This window comes from Bradyrhizobium prioriisuperbiae (genome assembly GCF_032397745.1).
Taxonomy (GTDB): domain Bacteria; phylum Pseudomonadota; class Alphaproteobacteria; order Rhizobiales; family Xanthobacteraceae; genus Bradyrhizobium_A; species Bradyrhizobium_A prioriisuperbiae.
The window spans coordinates 6,540,889-6,564,996 of the sequence record NZ_CP135921.1; the positions used below are offsets into that span (position 1 = coordinate 6,540,889).

15 protein-coding genes are annotated in these 24,108 nt (G+C 63.4%); 9 read left to right on the plus strand and 6 right to left on the minus strand.

Annotated elements, in window-relative coordinates:
- Window positions 1-2,481 (minus strand): Rne/Rng family ribonuclease, encoded by a 2,481-nt coding sequence (locus tag RS897_RS30930; protein WP_425476420.1) that lies wholly within the window; start codon window positions 2,479-2,481, stop codon window positions 1-3.
- Window positions 2,482-2,538: 57 nt separating this feature from the next.
- On the opposite strand from RS897_RS30930, the gene RS897_RS42440 reads away from it, so the two are divergent.
- The 5 genes from RS897_RS42440 to RS897_RS30950 all read left to right on the plus strand — a co-directional run bounded on the left by RS897_RS42440 (window position 2,539) and on the right by RS897_RS30950 (window position 10,130).
- Window positions 2,539-3,288 carry a hypothetical protein gene (locus tag RS897_RS42440; protein WP_425476421.1) on the plus strand — a complete coding sequence of 250 codons (750 nt, stop codon included), beginning with the start codon at window positions 2,539-2,541 and terminating at the stop codon, window positions 3,286-3,288.
- A gap of 614 nt (window positions 3,289-3,902) precedes the next feature.
- Window positions 3,903-5,219 carry an N-acetylmuramoyl-L-alanine amidase gene (locus RS897_RS30935; RefSeq protein WP_315832485.1) on the plus strand — a complete coding sequence of 439 codons (1,317 nt, stop codon included), beginning with the start codon at window positions 3,903-3,905 and terminating at the stop codon, window positions 5,217-5,219.
- A gap of 129 nt (window positions 5,220-5,348) precedes the next feature.
- The gene (locus RS897_RS30940) at window positions 5,349-7,838 is read left to right on the plus strand and encodes a penicillin-binding protein 1A (protein ID WP_315832486.1); all 2,490 of its coding nucleotides are present in this window, start codon (window positions 5,349-5,351) and stop codon (window positions 7,836-7,838) included.
- Window positions 7,839-7,985: 147 nt separating this feature from the next.
- Window positions 7,986-9,117 (plus strand): peptide chain release factor 2 gene (prfB, locus tag RS897_RS30945; protein WP_315832487.1). Its coding sequence is split into 2 segments (ribosomal slippage): window positions 7,986-8,054 and window positions 8,056-9,117, totalling 1,131 coding nucleotides; the frame shifts between segments, so codons are not numbered across the junction.
- Window positions 9,118-9,209: 92 nt separating this feature from the next.
- Window positions 9,210-10,130: a DMT family transporter gene (locus tag RS897_RS30950; RefSeq protein ID WP_315832488.1), complete on the plus strand. Its 921-nt coding sequence runs from the start codon at window positions 9,210-9,212 to the stop codon at window positions 10,128-10,130.
- A 25-nt stretch (window positions 10,131-10,155) separates the two neighbouring features.
- Here RS897_RS30950 and RS897_RS30955 read toward each other — a convergent pair whose 3' ends face one another.
- The 3 genes from RS897_RS30955 to RS897_RS30965 all read right to left on the minus strand — a co-directional run bounded on the left by RS897_RS30955 (window position 10,156) and on the right by RS897_RS30965 (window position 14,527).
- Window positions 10,156-12,237, minus strand: a complete 2,082-nt coding sequence (locus RS897_RS30955; RefSeq protein ID WP_315832489.1) for a carbamoyltransferase C-terminal domain-containing protein — start codon at window positions 12,235-12,237, stop codon at window positions 10,156-10,158.
- Window positions 12,238-12,422: 185 nt separating this feature from the next.
- A complete protein-coding gene (locus RS897_RS30960) occupies window positions 12,423-13,796 on the minus strand; it encodes a M23 family metallopeptidase (RefSeq protein WP_315832490.1) in 1,374 nt (457 codons plus the stop codon).
- A 104-nt stretch (window positions 13,797-13,900) separates the two neighbouring features.
- On the minus strand, window positions 13,901-14,527 hold the full coding sequence (locus RS897_RS30965) for a peroxiredoxin (protein ID WP_315832491.1): 627 nt from the start codon (window positions 14,525-14,527) through the stop codon (window positions 13,901-13,903).
- A gap of 204 nt (window positions 14,528-14,731) precedes the next feature.
- Here RS897_RS30965 and RS897_RS30970 point away from each other — a divergent pair, with 204 nt between their 5' ends.
- Window positions 14,732-18,493: a hypothetical protein gene (locus RS897_RS30970; protein WP_407654353.1), complete on the plus strand. Its 3,762-nt coding sequence runs from the start codon at window positions 14,732-14,734 to the stop codon at window positions 18,491-18,493.
- 26 nt (window positions 18,494-18,519) lie between these two features.
- Here RS897_RS30970 and tyrS read toward each other — a convergent pair whose 3' ends face one another.
- A complete protein-coding gene (gene tyrS / locus RS897_RS30975; protein ID WP_315832493.1) occupies window positions 18,520-19,773 on the minus strand; it encodes a tyrosine--tRNA ligase in 1,254 nt (417 codons plus the stop codon).
- Window positions 19,774-19,957: 184 nt separating this feature from the next.
- Here tyrS and RS897_RS30980 point away from each other — a divergent pair, with 184 nt between their 5' ends.
- Together RS897_RS30980 and RS897_RS30985 are read left to right on the plus strand one after the other, a co-directional pair.
- On the plus strand, window positions 19,958-21,064 hold the full coding sequence (locus RS897_RS30980) for an anhydro-N-acetylmuramic acid kinase (protein ID WP_315832494.1): 1,107 nt from the start codon (window positions 19,958-19,960) through the stop codon (window positions 21,062-21,064).
- A gap of 141 nt (window positions 21,065-21,205) precedes the next feature.
- Window positions 21,206-21,880 carry a glutathione S-transferase family protein gene (locus RS897_RS30985; protein ID WP_315832495.1) on the plus strand — a complete coding sequence of 225 codons (675 nt, stop codon included), beginning with the start codon at window positions 21,206-21,208 and terminating at the stop codon, window positions 21,878-21,880.
- A gap of 102 nt (window positions 21,881-21,982) precedes the next feature.
- Here the strand turns inward: RS897_RS30985 and RS897_RS30990 are convergent, their stop codons facing one another.
- Window positions 21,983-22,630 carry an alpha/beta hydrolase gene (locus tag RS897_RS30990; protein WP_315832496.1) on the minus strand — a complete coding sequence of 216 codons (648 nt, stop codon included), beginning with the start codon at window positions 22,628-22,630 and terminating at the stop codon, window positions 21,983-21,985.
- Between the two features lie 233 nt (window positions 22,631-22,863).
- Between RS897_RS30990 and RS897_RS30995 the strand changes: the two genes are divergently transcribed.
- On the plus strand, window positions 22,864-24,024 hold the full coding sequence (locus RS897_RS30995) for a cysteine desulfurase family protein (protein ID WP_315832497.1): 1,161 nt from the start codon (window positions 22,864-22,866) through the stop codon (window positions 24,022-24,024).
- Window positions 24,025-24,108: the final 84 nt, after the last annotated feature.

The following is a 24,108-nucleotide window of genomic DNA, read 5'->3' on the forward strand; positions in this document are numbered from 1 at the left end:
TTATTCCCCGTTGCCGAACCGGCGCGACCACCAGCCGGCGCGTCGCGGCGCGGATGCCTCCGTCGCTGCAGGTTCCGGCGCAGGCTCATGTGTTGCGGCTGAGTGCGAAGGTTCCTCGACGCGCGTCTCCTGGTGGGGAGCCGTCGTCGTGTCGGGCTCAGTCTCCGGCTCGACGAAGAAACTGACCTTTTCCCGGATGGTCGAACGACGCCGCGGCTTGTCGGTCTCGTCGGAACCACGATCGTCGGTTGTTTCACTCGTAGCGGCGACAGGGCTTGCCTGCGGCGGTTCGACCGGCGCGGGCTGCGGATCGTGCCAGCTGCTGGAGGCTGCGGGGGATTGCTCGGGCTGCGATGCAGGGGCCGCGAGATCGGCGACGGCCTCCGCCGCCTCCGGAATCGAGGGCGGAATGAATTCGTCGGCGATCGCAGCAACCGATCCTTCTGAATTCGAGCCTTCCGAACCCAAACCTTCTGAGCCTTCCTCATTGCCACCACGCCGGCGACGGCCACCACGGCGTCCGCGCCGCCGCGGGCGGCGTTCGCCGTTCTGATCGGCACGGTCCTGGCCATCGCGCTCCTCGGAGTCATCTTCCGACGATCCCGATTCTTCGCCTTCGGAAACCTCAAGCTGGTCACCTTCGGCTGCAGCGACGTCCGGTGCTGCTTCCTGATCGTCGGACTGGGTGCCCGGATCACGTTGATCACCGGGACGTCCACGGCGCCGACGACGGCGCTTGCGGCGCCGCCCGCTGTCGTCCTCGGCGGCTTCTCCGGTCTGCGGGCCCTCGGCAATCTCTTCGACTTCGTCGGTCTCGCCGTCGAGCTCGGCATCGAGCAGTTCATCCTCCTCGAACGGCTCTTCCAGGGCTGGCGGCGCCGCCGCGGCCTGGGCCACGAGCAGGGCCTTTGCTGCCTCGAGGGTATGCACCTGTTCGCCGCGATCGATCACGAACGACTGCTGGCCGCTGACGGTCGGGTCGGCGATCACCGACAGGGTGACCTTGAAGCTGTTTTCCAGGTCGCGCAGATGGCCGCGCTTGTGGTTGAGAACGTACAACGCAACCTCGGTGCGAGTCCGCACCACCAGATTGTGCGTGGCGCCCTTCATCAGGACCTCTTCCAGGCCGCGCAGCAGCTGCAGCGCAACGGAGGCGACGGAGCGGACGTGGCCGGTGCCGCCGCAATGCGGGCAGGGCTCGGTCGAACTCTCCAGCACGCTGGCGCGGATGCGCTGGCGCGACATCTCCAGCAGGCCGAAATGCGAGATCCGTCCGACCTGGATGCGCGCGCGGTCGTGCTTGAGGCACTCGCTCAGCTTGCGTTCGACGGAGCGGTTGTTGCGCTTCTCGTCCATGTCGATGAAGTCGATGACGATCAGGCCGGCGAGATCGCGCAGGCGCAGTTGTCGCGCCACTTCCTCGGCCGCTTCGAGGTTGGTCTTGAGGGCCGTATCCTCGATGTGATGCTCGCGGGTGGAGCGTCCGGAGTTGACGTCGATCGAGACCAGCGCCTCGGTCTGGTTGATGACGATATAGCCGCCGGAGCGCAACTGCACCGTCGGCGAGAACATGGCGTCGAGCTGGCTCTCCACGCCCATCCGGGAGAACAGCGGCTGTCCGTCGCGATATTGCCTGACCGCGCGGGTATGCGTCGGCATCAGCATCTTCATGAAGTCGCGGGCTTCGCTGTAGCCGGCGTCACCGGCCACCTGGATCTCTTCGATTTCCTTGTTGTAGAGGTCGCGCAACGACCGCTTGATCAGCGATCCCTCTTCATAGACCAGGTTGGGGGCCTGCGACTTCAGCGTCAGGTCGCGAACGGTTTCCCACATCCGGATCAGGTATTCGAAGTCGCGCTTGATCTCGGGCTTGGTGCGCGAGGCACCGGCGGTGCGCAGGATGATGCCCATGCCTTCCGGAACATCGAGGTCCTGCACCACTTCCTTCAGGCGCGAGCGATCCTGGGCCGAGGTGATCTTGCGGCTGATGCCGCCGCCGCGTGCGGTGTTGGGCATCAGCACGGCGTAGCGGCCGGCGAGGGACAGGTAGGTCGTCAGCGCGGCGCCCTTGTTGCCGCGCTCTTCCTTGACCACCTGCACCAGCATGACCTGGCGGCGCTTGATCACTTCCTGAATTTTGTACTGTCGGCGCGGGCGGAAGGTGCGCTCGGGCACCTCTTCGAGGGCATCGTCGCCACCGACGGATTCGACAGCTTCCTCTTCGCTGCCCTCTTCGTCGTCGTCTTCGTCCTCGTCGTCATCGTCTTCGTCGCCGTCGTCGGCATGGGACGGCCCGGCGGTGTGCTCATCGTCGTGGTGCGAGACGAGGTCCGCGTGCTCGTGATCCGCGTGCTCGTGGTCGCCATGATCGGCGTCGTGGCCCTCGTCCTGATGATCGTCTTCCTGCGCTGCGGCGGCTCTCGCCTCGGCGGGATGGTGATCATCGTGCGCAGGTTCCGAGAACACAGGTGCCGAAAACAACGGAGCGGAATCCGCGCTCTCCGTGCGGGCGACCGCGGGGGTCTCGGCGGACGTGTCGTGTTCGCCGTGCCCGTCGTTATGTCCGTGGGCCTCGACAGCCGTTGCATCCGGATGGGAATGCGCGTGGTCGTGATGATCATCGCCGTGGTCGTGATCATGCCCGTGATCGCCATGATGCGCGTGGTCATGCGTCTCATGATCACGGGCTTCATGCGCGTGATCGCCATGAGCATGATCGTGCGAATGATCAGGAACGTGCTCGTCGTGGTGTCCGGCCTCGAAAGGCTGCGGCGCGATCGCGGGATCGACAGTTGCGCCCTCGACGACCTCGCTCCTCACGCGCTCGCCATGGCCGCGGCGACGGGCGCCGCGATGGCGCGAGCGCCGACGGTTGGAGCGGTTCTCGGTTTCCTCTTCAGCTTCGCGATGAGCGCGCTCGTCTGCCTCGATCAGCGCCTGCCGATCGGCGACGGGGATCTGGTAGTAGTCGGGATGAATTTCGCTGAAGGCGAGGAAGCCGTGGCGGTTGCCACCATATTCGATGAAGGCTGCCTGCAGCGACGGTTCAACGCGGGTGACCTTGGCGAGGTAGATATTGCCGCGAAGCTGTTTGCGTTGGGCGGACTCGAAATCAAACTCTTCGACGCGATTGCCGCGGACCACCACGACCCGGGTTTCTTCCGGATGGGTGGCATCGATCAACATCTTGTTGGGCATATGAAAACTCTCGGCGGCGGAGCGCGCGTCTGTCAGCCGGCGCAATGCGCGCGGCGGGGTACCGCGACGGTCCACCTGATTCGGGGGTGAGGGGAAGGCCAAAAGGCAACCCGAGGCGCTCTGCCGACCACGAGCGAGACGCAGGCTGGCGCGCGAACACGTCGCGTCGTCCTGGCGCAGTCGTTGCGTGGGGGTTCGGCAGCACAGTCTGGCGCATCAAGCGTCGGCCCGTTCTATACAGTGCGGCAGGGGAGCCGCGGTAATCATCGCTGGCGGGCCAGCGCGGCGCGGGTGCGCTCGCCGGTTGATTGCAAATCGCCGCCTTGCGGCCGCGATAACCGATTGCGACATGCGAACCCAAAGTCCTGGAGGAGGTTATTCACCTGGACCGGGTGGCCACTCGGGCTTGAAACCGCAGCTTCCGCCGGTCGCGCACTGCGCTGGCCGTGGAGGGCTTCGGAAAGGCACGCAAGACCCGCGAACAAACTCTCATTCGAAGGACCGGCGCTGCACCGGGAGGCTAACGCGACACAACCGGTAGTTTATGCCGTCAGCCCAAGATACATACGTTGATTGGGGGGCCGTGGCAAGGGAAGCGTCTCCGGCCTGCAACACTCGACCTGAATCGATTTCGCGATCTTAAGGCCTGATTAACCCTGTGGTTTTAATCGGGTAGTAAGGTCAGCACGGAGGCTCGGGATTCGTTGGCTAGCCGCGCAAACCAGCGTGTTTTGCTTCGGGTCGCACTTGTGTGCGCCGCAGCATTGCTGTGTCTCGGAGGAACTGCCGGGCAGGCCGTTGAAAGTCAGTCGGTGCAGCCGGTGGTTGCGGCCATTTTTCCAGTCGCGTCCGACGTGCGTATCGCCGGGGACGACAAACAAACCCGTTTTGTCCTGGATCTCGACCGTAAGATCGACGTGCGGGCCTTTACGTTGGCCGATCCCTACCGTGTGATTCTGGACGTTCCCCAGGTCAATTTTCAGCTTCCGGCGGGAGTTGGCCAAGCGGGCCGCGGCCTGATCAAGGCGTTCCGTTATGGACTTGTCATGCCGGGCGGCTCGCGCATCGTGTTCGACCTGACAGGACCGGCAAAAATCGAAAAGGCCTACGTGCTCGACGCTGCCAATGGACAGCCGTCGCGCCTGGTCGTGGAACTGGCAACCGTCGATAAGGCGACGTTCAAGCAAGCCATGGTGGTCCAAGCCTTGGTGGTCGACGGCAAAACCCAGCTGCGCCCGTCGGTCGACGAGCAGGCCAAGACGACCGTCGTTGCAGACGCGGCCGGAGCTCCGAAGGGACCCGGCGGACCCGATTTGCGGCCGGTGATCGTCATCGATCCCGGGCATGGCGGTATCGACAACGGCACCGTGGCAGCCAGCGGCGAAGCCGAGAAAACGCTGGTGCTCGACTTTGCGAAGGCGCTGCGCGAGCACATCGAAAAAGGCGGTAAATACCGGGTGGTGATGACCCGCAGCGACGATACCTTCATCCCGCTCGGGGAACGGGTGCGGATCGCCCGCAATCAGAAGGCCGCGCTATTCGTCTCGATTCATGCCGACGCGCTGCCCCGCGGCGAGGGCGATGCGCAGGGCGCGACCGTCTATACGCTGTCCGACAAGGCGTCGGACGCCGAGGCGGAACGGCTGGCGGAATCCGAAAACAGGGCCGATGCCATCGGTGGCGTCAATCTCACCGAAGAGCCGACCGATGTCGCTGACATCCTGATCGACCTTGCCCAGCGCGAGACCCGGACCTTCTCCAATCGGTTCGCCCGGCTGGTGGTGAACGAATTGAAAAATGTCGCGCGCCTGCACAAGCATCCGCTGAAATCAGCGGGCTTCAAGGTGCTGAAGGCGCCCGACGTGCCTTCGGTGCTGGTCGAGCTCGGTTACGTGTCCAACAAGGACGACCTGCAGCAGCTGGTGTCGGAAAACTGGCGGACCCGGACAGTCGGTTCCATCGGACAGGCCGTCGAGGCGTTCTTCGGCAAACGGGTGGTTTCCGCAGGCTCGGAACACTGACGGATCAGTATTTATTTAGAGGCTGCGAGCCCTAGTTTGGCCACAGCCACCGCAGTATAAAAAATCGATATGCCGCCCCCGGAATCGGCCGGGATTGCGCATGGATGGGCTTGGGGACGGAAAGAGCGAATGCGGTTGCTGCTGCGGTTCATGGGGTTCCTGTTTGCAGCCGGAACAATCGTATTCCTGGTCGGCGTCGCTGCCGCAGCCGGGCTGATCTGGCATTACTCGAAAGACCTGCCGGACTATTCGCAGTTGCAGGACTATGAGCCGCCGGTGATGACCCGCGTGCATGCGGCCGATGGATCGCTGCTCGCTGAGTATTCCAAGGAACGGCGGCTGTATCTGCCGATCCAGGCGATCCCCAAACCGGTGATCAACGCGTTCCTCGCCGCCGAAGACAAGAATTTCTATGAGCACGGCGGTATCGACTTCTCGGGCCTTGCGCGCGCGGCGCTGCTGTATGCCCAGAATTTCGGTTCGAACAAGCGCCCTCAGGGCGCCTCGACGATCACCCAGCAGGTCGCGAAAAATTTTCTTCTGACCAACGAGGTGTCGTTCACCCGCAAGATCAAGGAAGCGTTGCTGGCGATGCGCATCGAGCGCGCCTATTCCAAGGACAAGATCCTCGAGCTTTATCTGAACGAGATCTTTCTCGGCCTCAACGCTTACGGCATCGCGGCAGCCTCGCTGGTGTACTTTGACAAATCGGTCAACGAACTGACCGTCTCGGAAGCCGCCTATCTCGCGGCGTTGCCGAAAGCGCCGTCGAATCTGCATCCGGTGCGCAACCGCGACCGCGCCATCGAGCGCCGCAACTATGTCATCGATCGTCTCTTGGAAAACGGCTGGATCAAGCAGGCTGAAGCCGACAAGGCCCGCAAGGACCCGCTGATCGTCACCAGCCGTTCCAATGCCGCACACATTTTCGCCGGCGAATATTTTGCCGAGGAAGTCCGGCGCGACATCTTCGAGCGCTACGGCGAAAAGAAGCTCTATGAGGGCGGCCTGTCGGTCCGCACCACACTGAACCCCAAGCTGCAGATTGCTGCGCGCAAGGCGCTGACTGATGGCCTCATTGCCTATGATGAGGCGCAGGGTTGGCGCGGCGCGACCAGCAAGCTCGACATCTCCGGCGACTGGGGTCCGAAGCTTGCCGATGTGAAAGCGCTCAACGACATTTCGCCGTGGCGGATGGCGGTGGTGCTGGAGACCAGCGACCAGTCGGCGCGGATCGGATTCCAGCCCGGGCGTGAACTCGGCGGGGCGGTGTTGAAGGAGCGGCAGACCGGCTTGATCAGCCTCGACGGAGTGAAGTGGGCGCGGCCGACGTCGGGGCCGACACGCGGCAAGACGCCGTCATCGATCTCCCAGGTGCTGTCGCCCGGGGACGTGATCTATGTCGATCCGCTGGTCGCCAAGGATGGCACCAAGGTCGAAGGCCAGTTCCGCCTGCGGCAGCTGCCGGAGATCTCCGGCGCGCTGGTGGCGATGGATCCGCTGACGGGGCGCGTCCAGGCCATGGTCGGAGGCTTCTCGTTCGACCAGAGCCAGTTCAACCGTGCCACGCAGGCGTATCGCCAGCCGGGATCGTCTTTCAAGCCGCTGGTGTATTCGGCGGCGATGGACAACGGCTACACGCCGTCGACCGTAGTGATCGACGCGCCGATCGAGGTCGATCAGGGCGCCGGCATCGGCATCTGGCGACCGGAGAACTATTCGACCGGCAAATACTACGGGCCGACCACACTGCGCCAGGCGCTGACCAAGTCGCTCAATACCGTGACCGTGCGGCTGGCGCAGGACGTCGGCATGCCGCTGATCGGCGAGTATGCCAAGCGCTTCGGCGTCTATGACGAACTGCCGAACTATCTGTCCTACGCGCTTGGCGCGGGCGAGACGACGGTGATGCGCATGGTCACCGCCTATTCGATGTTCGACAATGGCGGCAAGCGGATCAAGCCGACCTTGATTGATCGGATCCAGGATCGTTACGGCCGCACCATCTTCCGGCATGATCAGCGGGAATGCCGCGGCTGCGACGCCGACACCTGGAAAAACCAGCCTGAGCCGACCCTGGTGGACCGGCGCGAGCAGGTGCTCGATCCCATGACCGCCTACCAGATCACCTCGATGATGGAGGGCGTGGTCCAGTACGGCACCGCGACCGTGGTGAAGGAGGTCGGCAAGCCGATCGCGGGCAAGACGGGAACGACCAATGACGAGAAGGATGCCTGGTTCATCGGCTTCTCGCCGGACGTCGTGGTCGGCGTCTACATGGGCTACGACAAGCCGAAGCATCTCGGCCGGGGCGGCACCGGTGGCCATCTTGCGGCCCCGGTGGCAAAGGATTTCCTGAAGATGGCGCTTGCCGACAAGCCGGCGATTCCGTTCCGGGTTCCGGCCGGCATCAAGCTGATCCGGGTCGATCCGAAGAGCGGCACGCGGGTTAGCCCGGGGTCGGGCGGTCCCTCGATCCTTGAGGCCTTCAAGCCGGGCACGGCGCCGCCGGACAATTATTCGGTGATCGGCGTGGCCGATGCCGACGGGCGATCGATGCAGATGTCGCCTGATGCCGACCGCGCCATCATGCGGCCGGGCACCGGCGGGCTTTATTGACCCGGGATTGCGTTCCCGGGAACGCAATTGCTTTCCCTGGAACGCAATTGCGTTCCGGGGGTGGAGCCGCTACATCCCGGTTGTCATCATACCCAGCGAATCGACTTCGATACCGTCGAAGCCAATTAAGCGTTGCAAAGCAAAGTTATGCGCCCTGAAATTGAAAGACTTGTCGAAGAGATCAAGCAGTCAGTCGGGCTGCTGAGGAGGCATCTTTGACGTCGATGCATCGACGGCCCGACTTGCGGAGCTGAACAAGCTCGCGGAATCTCCTGATCTCTGGAACGATCCCCAGAAAGCCCAGAAGCTGATGCAGGAGCGCACGGCGCTTGAGGATTCGCTCGGCGGCATCGGCAAGGTCACGCGTGAACTCGAGGATCAGGTCGGCATGATCGAACTCGGCGAGGCCGAGAACGATCAGAGCGTGGTGGTCGAGGCCGAATCTGCCCTTCAAGCCCTGAAAAAAGAGGTTGCGCGACGCGAGCTCGAAGCCCTGCTGTCGGGTGAGGCGGATGGCTTCGACAGCTATCTGGAAGTTCATGCTGGAGCAGGAGGAACCGAGAGCCAGGACTGGGCCAGCATGCTGTTGCGCATGTACACCCGCTGGGCCGAGCAGCATGGCTTCAAGGTCGAATATCTCGAAGAGACCGAGGGCGAAGAAGCCGGCATCAAATCCGCGACCATCCAGATCTCGGGCCGCAATGCCTATGGCTGGCTGAAGACCGAGGGTGGGGTGCATCGTCTGGTGCGCATTTCGCCATTCGATTCCAACGCACGGCGGCATACGTCGTTCTCGAGCGTCGCGGTGTTTCCGGTGGTCGACGATCGCATCCAGATCGACATCAAGGAATCCGACGTGCGCACCGACACCATGCGCTCCGGCGGTGCCGGCGGTCAGCACGTCAACAAGACGGAATCGGCCGTTCGTTTGACCCATATCCCGACCGGAGTTGCTGTGGTTTGTCAGGCCGGACGTTCGCAGCACAAGAATCGCGCTCAGGCGTGGGACATGTTGCGGGCCCGGCTCTACGAAATCGAATTGAAGAAGCGGGAAGCCCAGGCGGTTGCCGATCAGGCCGCCAAGACCGATATCGGCTGGGGTCACCAGATCCGCTCTTACGTGCTGCAGCCCTATCAGATGGTGAAGGACCTGCGCACCGGCGTTCAGACGTCGGATACCCAGGGCGTGCTGAACGGCGAACTCGACGAGTTCATGGCGGCGACGCTGGCGCAGAAGGCGTTCGGAACGTCGCCCGGCGCGATCGAAGACGTCGACTAAGCAGGCGGCCGCATGGCACGGCTTCCCGGAAAACGGGTGGCCGTGGTTGCCGGAGCGGTGATACGGCATCCTCGTTTTGTCGAGGACTGCAGGTGCCTGCGAATTCCACCATCGACGGCGGCACATGGGGCCGTCTTGGATTGCTGTCCGTGCTGTGGGGCGGCTCGTTCTTCTTCAACGGTGTTGCGGTCAGGGATCTGCCGCCGCTGACGATTGTTTTCGTCAGGGTGGCACTCGCCGCCGTCTTGCTCTGGCCTGTCCTGGAATTCGCCGGACTGAAGCTCCCATCCAGCATAGCCGGCTGGTGGCCGTTCATTGGAATGGGACTGCTCAACAACGTAATCCCGATGTCGTTGATCGTCACCGGGCAGACGGAGATCGCAGCGGGCATGGCCTCGGTGCTCAATGCGACGACGCCGATCTTTAGCGTCCTGGTACTGGCGGCGTCCGGGGATGAGCGACTGACCATGCCGCGGATCGCCGGCGTGATCTGCGGGTTTGCCGGCGTTGTTGTGTTGCGCGGCGCTATGTTTGCTGCGCCCGGTGAGACTGTCGGCATGACGCTGTGTGTGGTGGCGGCGCTGAGTTACGGGCTGGCTGGGCTGTGGGGACGGCGCAAGCTTGCCGGTGTGCCGCCGCTGGTCGCGGCTGCAGGGCAGTTGACCGCGTCTGGCGTGATGATGGCGGTGCTGGCCGCGGCCGTGGAGCATCCCTGGCAATTGCCCGTGCCGGGCATTGCGACGTGGCTGTCGTTGCTGGGACTTGCATCCTTGTCCACGGCGTTCGCCTATATCCTGTTCTTTCAGATCCTGGCGCGCTCGGGTGCGACCAACGTCATGCTGGTGACGCTATTGGTTCCGATCACGGCGATCCTGCTCGGATACCTGGTGCTCGGCGAGCGGCTCGGTGCGCGCGAGGTTCTGGGGGCGCTCATGATCGCCAGCGCGCTTTTGATCATGGATGGGCGGATCCTGCGCATGGTCCGGAGAGAGCGACCGACGACAACGCCATGAGCGCGCGATCGTTCGTGGCAGGGGGTTAAACCGACTGCGCCCCGACTGTCCGCTTGGCGCTCCAGGTCTCGAACCAGCCGGTGAAGCGGCCGCTGTCGCGGTCGCCGCCATGCCAGACCGCGAACACCTGGCCGTCGCTGCCGACCATCAGAACCACGTCGAGGCCCTTTGATTTGCGCAGGGTCTCGACGGCGTGCAGGGGCGTCTGCGCAATCGGCCCCGCCACATTGAACGACGTGTTGACCGAGACCTCGACGCCGATATGGCGTCCCAGCGCCTTCAGATAGGCATGGGTCAGGGGATCGTCGTCCTCGCGCACGATCTGCACGCGTCCGGTGCCGTCGGCATGAATGACCGCCGGAATTTTGTCCTGTGCATGCGGTTTCGCGCGCGCCGTCAGCACCATGTAATTGTAGGCGTTGTAGTCCGCGTCGGAGGCGCCATCGAGCAGGTCGAAATAGGCAAGCGCGGCCTCGCGCGTCGCCATCGGTGCCAGCGGGCGGATGGCCTCGCGGTATTTCACCCGTTCGTTCAGCCGCTCGCGGGTGCCGGCATCGCAGGGGTTGGCGAGGATGGAGCGGTGGCCCAGCGCGCGCGGTCCGGTTTCCGCCGCGCCTTGATAGAGCGCAATGACGCCGTTCTCCGCGACCATGTAAGCCATCAGATCGGCAATAGCTTCGCGTCCAGCTGTGGTGGAGATGTCGCCGATTTTTCGCGACGCGATTTCTGGTGCCGCGAGGGCCTGCGCGATGTCGTCCGAGGTCGGCGAGGGGCCACAGTAGAAGGCGTGGCTAATCGGAGCGCCGCGCGCGGCGCCGGCCATATGAGCAAAGTGCCATGCCGCGCCCATGGTGACGCCGGGATCGCCCGGTGTCGGCGGCACCCACAGATGCAGGCGCGCGTCGCGGTTCTGTGCGTCGGCGAACCAGGCTTTGTCGAAATGCTCCAGCAGCCGCATGTTGCCGACCGCGTTGAGCGCCACGCCGCCGGTCAGCACCAGCCTGTTGGCGCCGGTCCTGCGCAGCAGGTCGTCGACGATATGGATCATCGCGTCTTCGAACACCATCTGGGTGGCGGCGGCCTTGTCGAGACGGTACTGGGTGTCGGGACGGTGATGGATGTCCTCGACGCGCAACATGGCGTCGGGATTCCACAGCTCGTTCGGCTTCAGTGGAGGTCCGAGCAGATCGATCAGGGCCGGCGAGTAGGGCTCGACAAAGGGATCGCTGTGCCAGTGGGCGAGCGCGCGATTGAGCTTGATTTCGCCATTGGTGCCGAAATGAAGCACCTCGCGCAGCCGCTTGTAGTAGCGGTTGCTGTCACGGTTGGTGTCGCCCCAGGCGGCGGCGCCCATGTAGCGGCCTTCGCAGGAGAGCCAGGTCCAGCCCCCCTGGGTCGAGGAGATCACGCTGTAGAATGCGCCGAGCGAGTCGAACAGGCTGTCATTGGAGTAGAGCTGGCGCATCTCACCGGCCAGCGTCACGTACAGCGAAATCGATCCACGATCGCCGGTGCCGTCGAGTACCGCGATCGCGACCGGCTCGTTGGTATCGTTGAACGGCGAGACGGCGAATGAATACCAGGCGTGGTTGTCGTGGTGCGACATCAGGATCAGCGGCACACGGCTGTCGCGCCCGAGCTGCCGCCCAACAATTTTGGGCGTCCGCGTCATGGTCTCGATCTGGCGCGGATCCATCGCAACCGTATTGGCCGGATGCAGCAGTTTGAAACTGCGCGGGGCTTCTTCCAGCACCGAGCGGATTCCCATGCCGATCAGCGCCGGATAATCCCAGGTGGTCAGCCAGGCTGCGATATCGTCGACGTCGCGGCCCAAACCGTGCAGCGTCGCCACCATGGCGTCGATGGACAGTCTTGGATACTCGGTGGAATGCTTGTGGCCGGAAAAGCGCTCCTCTTCGTTATTGACGATGAGGCGCGGGCCGCCGGCTTTGGTCACCTCAATTAGCGCCACGCCGGAATTGTGTGTGCCCGACGGGCCGATGCCGGCGAGATAAATGGTCTCGCCTCGCGCCAATCGTTCGCGAACATGGGCGATCCGCTGCTGCGCGAACGTGCTGTCCAGGCTGTGAAAGCCCAACGCTTTCAACAGCCGCGCGCTAAGCCAGCGAGCCGTTGAAAACCCCACGCTGCCCAAACGGGGATACCGGGGACCGATGCGCGTCTCAGCCAGAACTCAACTCCAGGAAACCGGATTGCGGACCATTCGTTCGGGGCCGCAGAAAACACGTTTCGGGATGGCCGACAAGGATCGGACGAATGCTGGAACCGCGGTCAGTTCGAGCTGAGCCGGACGCCCGCGCGCAGGAATTTCTGCGGATCGACCGCTTCGCCCTCGATCCGGGTCTCATAGTGCAGATGCGGGCCGGTCGAGCGTCCGGTCGATCCCACGGCGCCGATGATCTGGCCGATCTTGATGATGTCGCCGACCTTGACCTTGATGTCCGACAGATGCCCGTAGCGTGTGGAGAGGCCATTGCCGTGGTCGATTTCGATCATCCGCCCGTAGCCGCCGCTCCAGCCGGCGTTGTCGACCCTGCCGTTGGCGGTCGCGCGGACCGGATCACCCATCGAGGCCCGGAAGTCGAGGCCGGTGTGCATCGCAGGACGCCCCAGAAACGGATCGGTGCGAACACCAAAACCGGATGAGAATTCGACCTCGCCCAGCACCGGCTTGCGGTAGGGGACTAGCGACAAGGTCCGGTTCAACCTGTCGATCTGCGTCCGTGTCACGTTGATCCGGTAGATCTGGCGCTCGAAGGTCTCGGCGTCCTTTGGCGGTTTGACCGGCACAAACGGCCCGCCGACGCCGCCACGGGGCGGCGGCGGTGCCGCGCCCTGCATCTGGTTGAGATCGAGGCCGAGATCAGTGAAGACGCCACGCATGCGTCGGATGCGCGATTCGTATTGCTCTTCGACCGCATTCAGGGTGGCGATCTGGCGGGTCTCGACCTGATCGAGCGATGTCTGCAGTCGCACCAGGGTGGTGTCGAGACCCTGGATCTTGGCGAATTGGGTTGGCTGGTTGGTCGTCGGCGCGGGTGTACGCGACTCCAGCCGGGCTTCCCGGTCCGGCGGCGCGACAAAAATCACGGTGTCATTGATCGGCGACGGCTTCGGAATTGCGGAACTGCCGGAATCGCTCGACAGGCTGCTGCGCGGTGCGGGTTTGATCGAGCCCGTCACTCCGACATCCGGCATCGCGGTCAGCGCCGATGCGCGCGATTCCAGTGCGGTCTGTCGGCGGACGATCTGGTCGAGCTTCTGGTCGAATTGCTCCTGGTCGAGCAATTGGCGGCTGGTGGTGCGGTCGAGCCGGGCGCGCAGTTCTGCGATGCGGTCTTCGTAGGCATATTGCATGGATGCCTGCCGGGCGAGCAGGCGGGTGAGGACATCGTCCCGGAACGCAAAATAGGTCGCCGTCGCAGCCGACCACGCCCCCATGATGACGACGGTTCCGACCACGATCCAGAACACCACCGGCCCGAAACGGACCTGCTTGCCGGCATGGGCGATGGTGTAGCTGCTCTGGGCCGCCGGACTTGGCGCGGGAGTCAGGAGCGGAGCAGGGCGGCGAGCATGCGGCCGCGCATGATCATGCGGCTGATAGTGTGAATGATCTGCCTGGTGGTTCGCTCGGTACGACATCAGCACTCCCGCAACTCGCCGCGGATACACAGGGGCGGCGAGCTCTACTCCGAGCCTGATTTGACCTCCTCATGGTTAATTTTTGGAAAACGGTTTTGGTTGAATTAGAGCGATCGGACCGCGGCAAGCACCTCTTCGGCGTGTCCTTCGACCTTCACATTGCGCCATATGCGCGCGATCTTGCCGTTTGGGGCAATCAGAATTGTTGTGCGAATAATTCCGAGGAACTTCCTGCCATACATCGATTTTTCGCCCCAGACTCCATACGCTTTCAACATCTCCTGTTGCTCATCTGAAATAAGAGGAGTTTGCAGTTTATGTTTGTTTCTAAACGACTCTTGCTTTTTGGAGGAGTCCGCTGAGGCGCCGACGACATCGGCCCCGGCGGCAGCGAACTCCTTGGCGAGTCGGCTGAAGTCGATGGCCTCCTTGGTGCAGCCCGGGGTGTCGGCGCGGGGGTAGAAAAACAGCACCAGCTTTCGGCCAGCATAGTCGCGCAGCGAAGCGCGCTGCCCGCCGTCGCGTGGCAGGTCGAACGCCGGCGCCGTCTGTCCTTCGCTCAGAATGGGCGCCAAGGGTGTTTTTGCCGGTGCAGGGGCCTTTGATGAAGATTTCTTCACCGAAACAGTTTTAGATGTCTTCAAACTTGCGCGGGCGGCAGTTTTGGCCGCGGCCTCGAGGGGCTTCCCGGAAGGCTTCGAGGGAGATTTCTTGCGCGTTTTCTTGGACATACGCCTTCCTTTCGTCGCTTTCGGCGGGTCTCTAACGGGGCAGGGATTCCCGCGGCCGGGGTGCGGTAATCTGTTTGTTGGCGCGGTGCAAATCTGACCAGTGGAGCGTAGGGTGGCAAGGGATTCTCGAACCCCAGCGTTTCCGGATCAGAGCAGCCGAGCGAAAGAGTACAAGAGTACATTTGAACCGGGGAATGGGCAGCGATGCCGGCAAACGAGCGATCGTTAGACGTCGACGCTCGCGCTTTGGCCGGCAACCATCCTCAACGACAGCGCCATTATCGAGAGACCCTAAACCAAGAGGCAATGGTAAGAACTGAGCCCAAACAGGCGCGGAATTCGCGTGCCGACGATCAGTTGTCCGAGTGGGACGACGCTGGCTGGCAGCTTCATGACGATGAAGCGGCCGGCGCGCGTGCGCGTCGGCTGCTGGCGAGCCCGTCGGGATCGGTGTTGGACCATTGTGGTGACTGGCTGCGCGGTCTGCGGCGCAACCTTCTCGGTGCGCGCTGGGTCAGACTGCTGGCGACAATAGCCGCCGTGCTGCTGGTGGTGTGTGCCAGCAGCTTCGGGATTCTCTGGTGGCGGCTTGGCACCGGGCCGATCAACCTCGATGTGATGACGCCATGGCTGGTGAAGGCGATCGAGGACAATCTCGGAAGGGATCACACGGTCGAAGTCGGTGGCACGCAGATCGAGCGGGCCGGGCGAGTCCGCATCGCGGTACGGATCCGCGATATTGTCGTTCGTGATCGCGCGAAAGCGGTGGTTGCGAGTGCACCGAAAGCGGAAGTCCGAATCTCGACCATGGCGTTGCTGCTCGGGCGTCTGCGCGCCGAGAGCCTCAATCTTGTCGGCGCCGAGTTGTCGGTCCGCATCACCCCGGACGGCCGGGTCATCGTGTCGACAGGAGACAACGCCCGGCCGCTGGCCACCGCGCGCGCGGTGCCGGCCTCCGCGCCAACACAGGTCGTGCCGCTGCAGGCTCCTACGCCGCTGCCAACGGGAGCGGCTCCGGCCGGCAAATCCGTTGTCGCTCCCGCTTCTCCAGTTGCGCCACTGAGCCCGACGACCGGTGGGCTGGCAGGCGTGCTGGCAGGGCTCGACTGGCTCGACGGCCTGGGCAAGAGCGGCCTCGACGGCGAGAATCTCGACGAGGTCGGCCTCAAGAACGGCAACCTGATCGTCGACGACCAGCGTACTGGTAATCGCCTCACATTCGAGAACATCAGTCTGAGCCTGCGCCGTCCAAGCGGCGGCGGCGTTGCGGTCAGTCTCGGGGAAGATGGCAAGAACGCCTGGTATCTGCGGGCCACCGTCGGCGCGCCATCCAACGGGGTGCGTTCGATCGATCTGCAGGCCGACAAGGTGCCGTCGAAGAACATCCTGCTCGCATTGCGGATGAAGGAATTGCACTACTCTGCGGATATGCCTCTGAGCGGGCGGATCCGCGGAGAAATTGGTCGCGACGGCCTGCCGACCTATCTCAACGGCAAGGTGACGATCGGCGCGGGACGCATCATCGATTTCGACACGCCTGATTATCCGATGGATATCGACCAGGCGGACGTCAACATCGAATGGGATGCCGGGCGGCGCGTCATGGTCGCGCCGTTCCAGATCGTGTCGGGCACCAATCGCATCACGCTGCTCGCCCATCTGGAGCCACCGAACGACAGCGTGCCGAACTGGCAGCTCGGCTTGAGCGGTGGCACCATCCTGTTCGGTGGAGCAAAAGGCGACGAGCCGCTGATCTTCAACCGTATCGCGGTTCGCGTTCGTTTCGACACCGACAATCGCCGCGTGCTGCTGACGCAAATGGATTTCAGCAATGGCGAGATCAGCATCGCCGGCTCAGGAAGCGTGGACTATTCGACATCCGAGCCGCGCCTGACGCTGGGACTGGCCGGCACGCCGATGCCGGTGTCCGCCCTTAAGCGTATCTGGCCCATCGTGATTGTGCCTGAGGTCCGGGAATGGATCATCGAACGGGTCGACAAGGGAACGCTGCAACGCATGGAAATCGGCGTCAATGCGCCTGTGCACACGCTGTCACGCAGCGGGCCGCCGATTCCCGACGATGGCCTGGCGATTACCTTCGTCGGCAGTAACGTGACGATGCATCCGGTCGATGAGTTGCCGGGATTGCGCGACGCCGATCTGCGGGCGCGGGTGACAGGCCGTACTGCGACCATCAACATCGGACAGGCGGCGGTCGACACTCCGGCGGGCCGCAAGCTCACCGTGTCCGACCTGGTGTTCGAGATTCCCGACTTCGTGCCGAAGCCGCCGCCGGCGCGGGTCCGCTTCCGCATCGATGGAACGGTTCCGGCGGCAGCGGAGATTCTCGCCTCCGATCGCCTCAGCGAATTCAGCGGCTCGACACCGATCGACCCCAACAACAGCAAGGGCAATGTTTCCGCGCAGGTGATGCTGGGTCTGCCGATCAAGCGAGCGCTCAGCAAGGCGGATACGACCTACACCGTCAACGTCGATCTCAACGGCTTCTCGGCCGAAAAGATGGTGATGAACCAGAAGCTCGAGGGCAACGCGCTGAAGGTGGTGGCCAACAACCAAGGCTATCAGGTTAAGGGCGACGTCAAAATCGGCGGCCAGCCCGCCAGCCTCGAGTACCGCAAGCTGAACGATGGCGATGCCGATGTGCGCTTGCAGGCGACCCTCGACGACGCGAGCCGCGCCAAGCTGGGGGTCGATCTCGGGCCCGCGGTCTCCGGCGCCATTCCGGTGAAAATGACCGGCAAGATCGGCGCGCCTGATCGTGAAAATCGGCTTGGCATCGAGGCCGATCTCACCGCGGCAAAGATCGACAATATCCTTCCGGGCTGGGTCAAGGTCGCCGGCAAGGCGGGTCGGGTCGTTTTCAATGTGGTGCAGAAGCCGCAATCGACCCGGTTGGAAGATATCGTCATTGACGGCGGCGGCGTGCAGATCAAGGGCGCGCTCGAAATCGACCAGAATGGCGACGTCATGAACGCGGCGTTCCCGACGTTTGCGCCCTCGGAGGGCGACAAGGCCTCGCTGAAGGCGGAGCGGGGAGCCGACGGCGCGTTGAAAGTGACCATGCGCGGCGATGTGTTCGACGCGCGCGGTTTCATCAAGTCTGCCGTCTCCGGCAAGGACGCCGACACCAAGAGCAAGCAGAAAGCGCTCGACCTGGATCTCGATCTGAAGATGGGGGCGGTGGCCGGCTACAACGGCGAAGCCGTCCGCAGCGTCGATGTCAAGCTGTCGCGCCGCGCGGGCGTGGTGAAGACATTCCAACTGAGTGGCAAGCTCGGCCGTGATACGCCGCTGATCGGCGACATGCGCCGCAAGAATCAGGGCCGCGAGTTGCTGAACGTCGAAACCAACGACGCCGGCGCGCTGCTGCGCTTCACCGATTCCTATTCCAAGGTAATTGGCGGCAAGATGTTGCTGGCGATGGATCCGCCGGCGTCCGATGCTTCCGCCCAGGAAGGCCTGCTGAACGTCTATGACTTCTCGGTCAAGGGTGAGGCGTCACTGGATCGGACTGTCGCCAACGGGCCGGCTGGCACATCAAGTGGCGTCGGGTTCTCCCACCTGCGCGCGGAATTCACCCGGCAAAGCGGGCAGCTGTCGGTTCGCGAAGGCATGTTGCGCGGGCCGACGGTCGGCGGCACCATCGAGGGCAGCATCAACTATCCCGCCAACCAGGTGCGGATGAGCGGCACTTTCGTGCCGGTGTATGGGCTGAACAATATGTTCGGCCAGATCCCTGTGTTCGGGCTATTGCTTGGCGGCAGCAATGAAGGTCTGTTTGGCATCACCTACGAGGTGGTCGGGTCACCCAGCGCGCCGGTGCTGCGGGTGAATCCAGTCTCGGCCATCGCGCCAGGCATCGTCCGCAAGGTTTTCGAGTTCGGAACGGGCAAGCAGAATAATCAGAGCGACAGCTTCACGGCTCCGTCACCGAACAATAACTGATCCGCAGGGATATCGATGTCGGCCGGTCAAACCGGCCGCAGCAGCACGTGCTTCTTGCGTCCCAGCGACAGCTTGATCACGCCTTCCGGGGTGAGGTGCGAGGCGTTGATGCTCAGCTTCTCGTCGCTCACCGGTGCATCATTGACGCGGATGCCGCCGCCCTTGATCTGCCGCCGCGCTTCGCCGTTCGATGCCACGAGCTCCGCCTTGACGAACAGCGTCAGCACGCCGATCCCGCCGTCCAGCTCGGCGCGGGGAATGGTGAGGGTCGGCAGGCTTTCGGCAATCGCGCCTTCCTCGAAGGTGCGGCGTGCCGTCTCGGAGGCGGCAACAGCAGCGTCGCGGCCGTGCACGAGAGCGGTCGCTTCCGTCGCCAGGATCTTCTTGGCTTCGTTGATTTCCTGGCCCTGCAGCTTGCTCAGCCGCGCGACTTCGTCGAGCGGCATCACGGTGAACAGTTTCAGGAAGCGCTCGACGTCGTCGTCCTCGGTATTGCGCCAGAACTGCCAGTAATCGTAAGCGCTGAGCTTATCGGCGTTGAGCCAAATGGCGCCCGCCGCGGTCTTGCCCATCTTGGCGCCGGTCGAGGTGGTGAGCAGGGGCGAGGTCAAAGCGAACAGCTGCGCATTCGCCATGCGCCGGCCCAGATCGATGCCGTTGACGATGTTGCCCCACTGATCCGAGCCGCCCATCTGCAGCACGCAGCCGGTGCGCTTGTGCAGTTCGACGAAATCGTAGGCCTGCAGGATCATGTAGTTGAATTCGAGGAACGACAGCTCGTGCTGCCGCTCCAGCCGCAGCTTGACGCTGTCGAAGGCCAGCATCCGGTTGACCGAGAAATGCTTGCCGACGTCGCGCAGAAAATCGATGTAGTTGAGTGGCGCCAGCCAGTCGTTGTTGTTGACCATGATGGCGTCGGTCTTGCCGTCGCCGAAGGCGAGAAATTTGTCGAACACGGTGCGGATGCCGGCGAGGTTCTCCGCGATGTCGGAATCGGTCAGGATCTTGCGGGATTCGTCCTTGCCCGAGGGGTCGCCGACGCGGGTGGTGCCTCCGCCCATCAGCGCGATCGGCTTGTGTCCGGTCTGCTGCATCCAGTGCAGCATCATGATCGGCAGCAGCGAGCCGACATGCAGCGAGGGGGCGGTACAATCAAACCCGATATAGCCAGTAATCGGCCCCTTCTGGGCCAGCGCGTCCAGCGCCTCCGGCTCGGAGACCTGGTGGATAAACCCACGGCTTTGCAGCACGTTCAGGAAATCGGATTTAAAGGCGGTCATGTGTGTGTGGTCTGCTTGATTAAATGGTAACCGCTTCGAACGAGGTTCGCTCGAGGGCTCTGCCGCGGGGACGCGCCCTGTGGCATTATAAGAACTGGATGTTCGACACAAGGTTGGGCTCCCGTCGGCCGGCACAGCGGCATTGCTGCCGGTTCCCGGCACCCCTCCAGAGGCCGTTGCTGCCATGGTCATGACCGCGATCGGATTAATGAGCGGCACCTCGCTTGACGGGGTGGACGTTGCGCTGATCGAGACCGACGGCAAGCAGGTGACGTCGTTCGGACCCTCCGGTTATCGTCCCTACAGCGCGCAGGAGCGATCACTGTTGCGCCATGCCCTGGTCGATGCCGTTAATCTGCCCAACCGGGAGGCGCGGCCAGGCGTTCTCAGCGAGGCGGAGCGTGCCGTCACGGTGGCGCATGCGGAGGCGGTGGCTGCCTTCACCGCGCAGCATCATATCGCGCGAGAACAAATCGATATCGTCGGCTTTCATGGTCAGACCGTGCTGCATCGCCCCGAGCAACGCATGACGGTCCAGATCGGCGACGGCCTGGCGCTGGCCAAGGCCATTCATATTCCGGTCATGCACGACTTCCGTGCCGCCGACGTCGCCGCCGGTGGGCAGGGGGCGCCGCTCGTCCCGGTCTATCATCGGGCGCTGGCGACGGCGCTGGGCCGCGAGGGGCCGATCGTGGTGGTCAATATCGGCGGTGTCTCCAACATCACCTATATCGACGGCTTCGATGCCCTGATCGCCTGCGACACCGGGCCGGGCAATGCACTGCTTGACGACTACATGTTTCGCACCACCGGCCAGCCGTTCGACCAGGACGGCCGGCTGGCCGTGCAGGGCACGATCGATGAGGGCTGGGTCGCGCGCGCCCTGCAGCATCCGTTTTTCGGCCAGCGTCCGCCCAAGTCGCTGGACCGCAACCAGTTCGCGTCGCTGGTACTGCCGAACATGATGTCGGCCGCCGACGGTGCCGCGACGCTGACCGCGTTCACGGTCGAAGCGATCGTCAGCATCATTCCGCAACTGCCGAAATCGCCGGGCAGCTGGATCATCGCCGGCGGCGGCGCCCGTAACCTGATGATGTTGCGGATGCTGCGGCAGCGGCTCGATCCGGCGCGGGTCGAAGTCGCCGATTCGCTGGGCTGGGCGGGCGACGCCATCGAGGCGCAGGCGTTCGCATTCCTGGCGGCGCGCAGCCTGCAGGGGCTGCCGCTGAGCTACCCCGCGACCACCGGCGTAGCGATGCCGATGACCGGCGGCGTCATCGCTCGTCCCTGATCCCGATCACGGCTGCTTGATCCGAAACCAGCGGGTTTCTTACATTGAAACCCCCTCATTGAGAAACCCCCTCATTGACTTTTTCATGCATTTGCATCTTGATACATGCAGTTGCATTTAACTGGCCAAGGGAGGGTATTCATGCCCGGGAAACTGAAGCTGATCAGCCACAAACTGTGTCCCTATGTGCAGCGCGCGGTGATCGCACTGACGGAAAAAGGCGTCGCGTTCGAGCGCATCGACATCGATCTCGACAACAAGCCGGACTGGTTTCTGGCCATTTCGCCGCTCGGCAAGACGCCGGTCCTGCAGGTCGGCGACAAGGCGATTTTCGAATCCGCCGTCATTCTCGAATATCTCGAGGAAACCCAGCCCAATCCGCTGCACCCGACCGATCCGCTGACGCGGGCCGAACATCGGGCGTGGATCGAATTCAACTCCGCGGTGCTTGGCGATATCTGGGGTCTCGAGACCGCCAAGGACGAGGCAACGTTTCGCGCCAAGGTCACGGCGGTCGAGCAGAAGTTTGCGAGGCTGGAAACCCGGCTGGTTGCGACGCCGTGGTTCGACGGTGCGACGTTCTCGCTGGTCGACGCGGTGTTTGCGCCGGCGTTTCGTTATTTCGACCTGATCGACCAGATCGGCGATTTCGGCATCTTTGCCGGCAAGCCGAAGCTGAACCGCTGGCGCGCGAGTCTTTCGGAGCGTCCATCGGTGCGCACCGCTGTCAGCGAGACCTATCCGGCGCTGCTGCGTGACTTCTTGAAAAAGCACAGCGCCTATCTGCTGCAGCTCGAAGGCCGTGCCGCAGCCTGACAACAGCAAGTCTTGAACAAACAGGGCGTCAAAAAACAAAGCCAAAAAAACAAGGCCCGGGCGATGAGCCCGGGCCTTGCAAAAACAGACCAGCGCGTGCGGTCAGCGAACGTTGGCGAGGCGCATGTCCAGATAGGACGTGACCGACTCCATCAGCGGCTCGAGCTTGCCGTCAAAGAAATGGTTGGCGCCCGGGATGACCTGATGGTCGATCACGATGCCCTTCTGCGTCTTCAGCTTCTCGACCAGCGTGTTGACGTCCTTTTGCGGGACCACGATGTCCTTGTCGCCATGGACGATCAGGCCCGACGACGGGCAGGGTGCGAGGAACGAGAAATCATAAAGATTCGCCGGCGGCGCGATCGAGATGAAGCCCTCGACTTCCGGGCGGCGCATCAGGAGTTGCATGCCGATCCAGGCGCCGAATGAGAATCCGGCAACCCAGCAGGCGCGTGCTTCCGGATTGATGGTCTGGGCCCAGTCGAGTGCGGCGGCGGCATCCGACAGCTCACCCGTGCCGTGATCGAACGATCCCTGGCTGCGGCCGACGCCGCGGAAATTGAAACGCAGCACGGAAAAGCCGCGCGCGACGAACGAATAATAGACCTGATAGACAATCTGGTGGTTCATGGTGCCGTGGAACTGCGGATGCGGGTGCAGCACCATCGCAATCGGCGCGTTCTTTTGTTTGGCGGGATGGTAGCGGCCTTCAAGCCGGCCAGCCGGACCGGTGAAAATAACTTCGGGCATTCAGGTTCCTTAAAACCGTCTCGGCGGGCGATCCGCGGACTGGAGCCACGCAATCGAGCCGATGTCAGGGCTCTCAGCGCACGACGCCGGATGAACAGAGGCCGCGTTCTAACATAGGGCAAGGGGCAAAAAGCAAGCATATTGCACGCTGCAAGGCCGCTTTTGGGTTTTGCGGAACCGGCAAATCGCCATATGCCAGAGCGCGCGACAGCCACGGCCGGACACTCAAGAGAATGCAGCGAACACGGGTCTATCTCGACTGGAATGCCACCACGCCGCTGCGGCCAGAAGCCAGGGCCGCGATGGCGGCTGCCTGGGATATTGCCGGCAATCCCTCATCGGTCCACACGGAAGGGCGGCTGGCGCGAAAGCTGGTCGAGGAGGCAAGGGCGTCGGTCGCCGCTGCGCTCGGAGCCGACCCGCGCAATGTGGTCTTCACCTCCGGCGGTACCGAGGCCAATGGGCTTGCGCTGGCACCCGGGCTTCGCGATGCCCGCGGCGCGGCGGTCGAGCGGCTGATCGTGTCGGCCATCGAGCATGCCTCGGTTCTGGCCGGGGGGCGATTCCCTGCCGATCGCATCGCACGACTGGCGGTGACGGTGGACGGAGTGGTCGATCTGGACGATCTCAGGCGATTGCTTGCGAGCGGGCCGCCGGCGCTGGTCTCGGTCATGCTGGCTAACAACGAGACCGGGGCCATTCAGCCGATCGCCGAGATCGCCGACATCGTGCATGCGGCAGGTGGGCTGCTGCATGTCGACGCGATCCAGGCGCTGGGGCGAATCGACTGTCACATCAACCGGCTGAATGCCGACCTTTTGGCGCTGTCGTCCCACAAAGTCGGCGGCCCGAAAGGCGTGGGCGCGCTGGTCGTCCGCGATGGCATCGTGCTCCCCGGTCCCCTGATCAAGGGCGGCGGTCAGGAGCAGAACCGCCGCGGCGGCACCGAGAACGTTCCCGGCATTGCGGGCTTTGGCGCGGCCGTGAACGCGGCCATGGCGGCCGAGCGCGACGAGGCCGCCAACATGGAGCGGCTCCAGGCGCGGCTCGAAACGGGTCTGAGGGCCCACGGAGGTGCGGTCATTTTCGGAGAGGGAGTTCGACGGTTGCCCAATACCACATTGTTCTCGGCTCCCGGGCTGAAGGCAGAAACCGCCGTGATCGCCTTCGATCTGGAGGGCATCGCGGTATCGTCGGGCTCGGCCTGTTCCTCAGGAAAAGTGACGCCGTCTCATGTTTTGGCCGCCATGGGCGTGCCGGCCGACATGGCCCAGGGAGCTATTCGATTAAGCACGGGCTGGAATACGACAGAATCCGAGGTCGATCGTGTCCTGGAGGCTTGGAGAAAAGTGTCAGCCGTATTACGTAGAACCTATCTAAGAACCGGGGCTTGAACGGTTCTAAAAAAGGGGTGATTTCCAGAACGAAAGCCCCTACATAAACCCCTTGAAGAGTTCCACCGCGGTCCTTGAAACCGC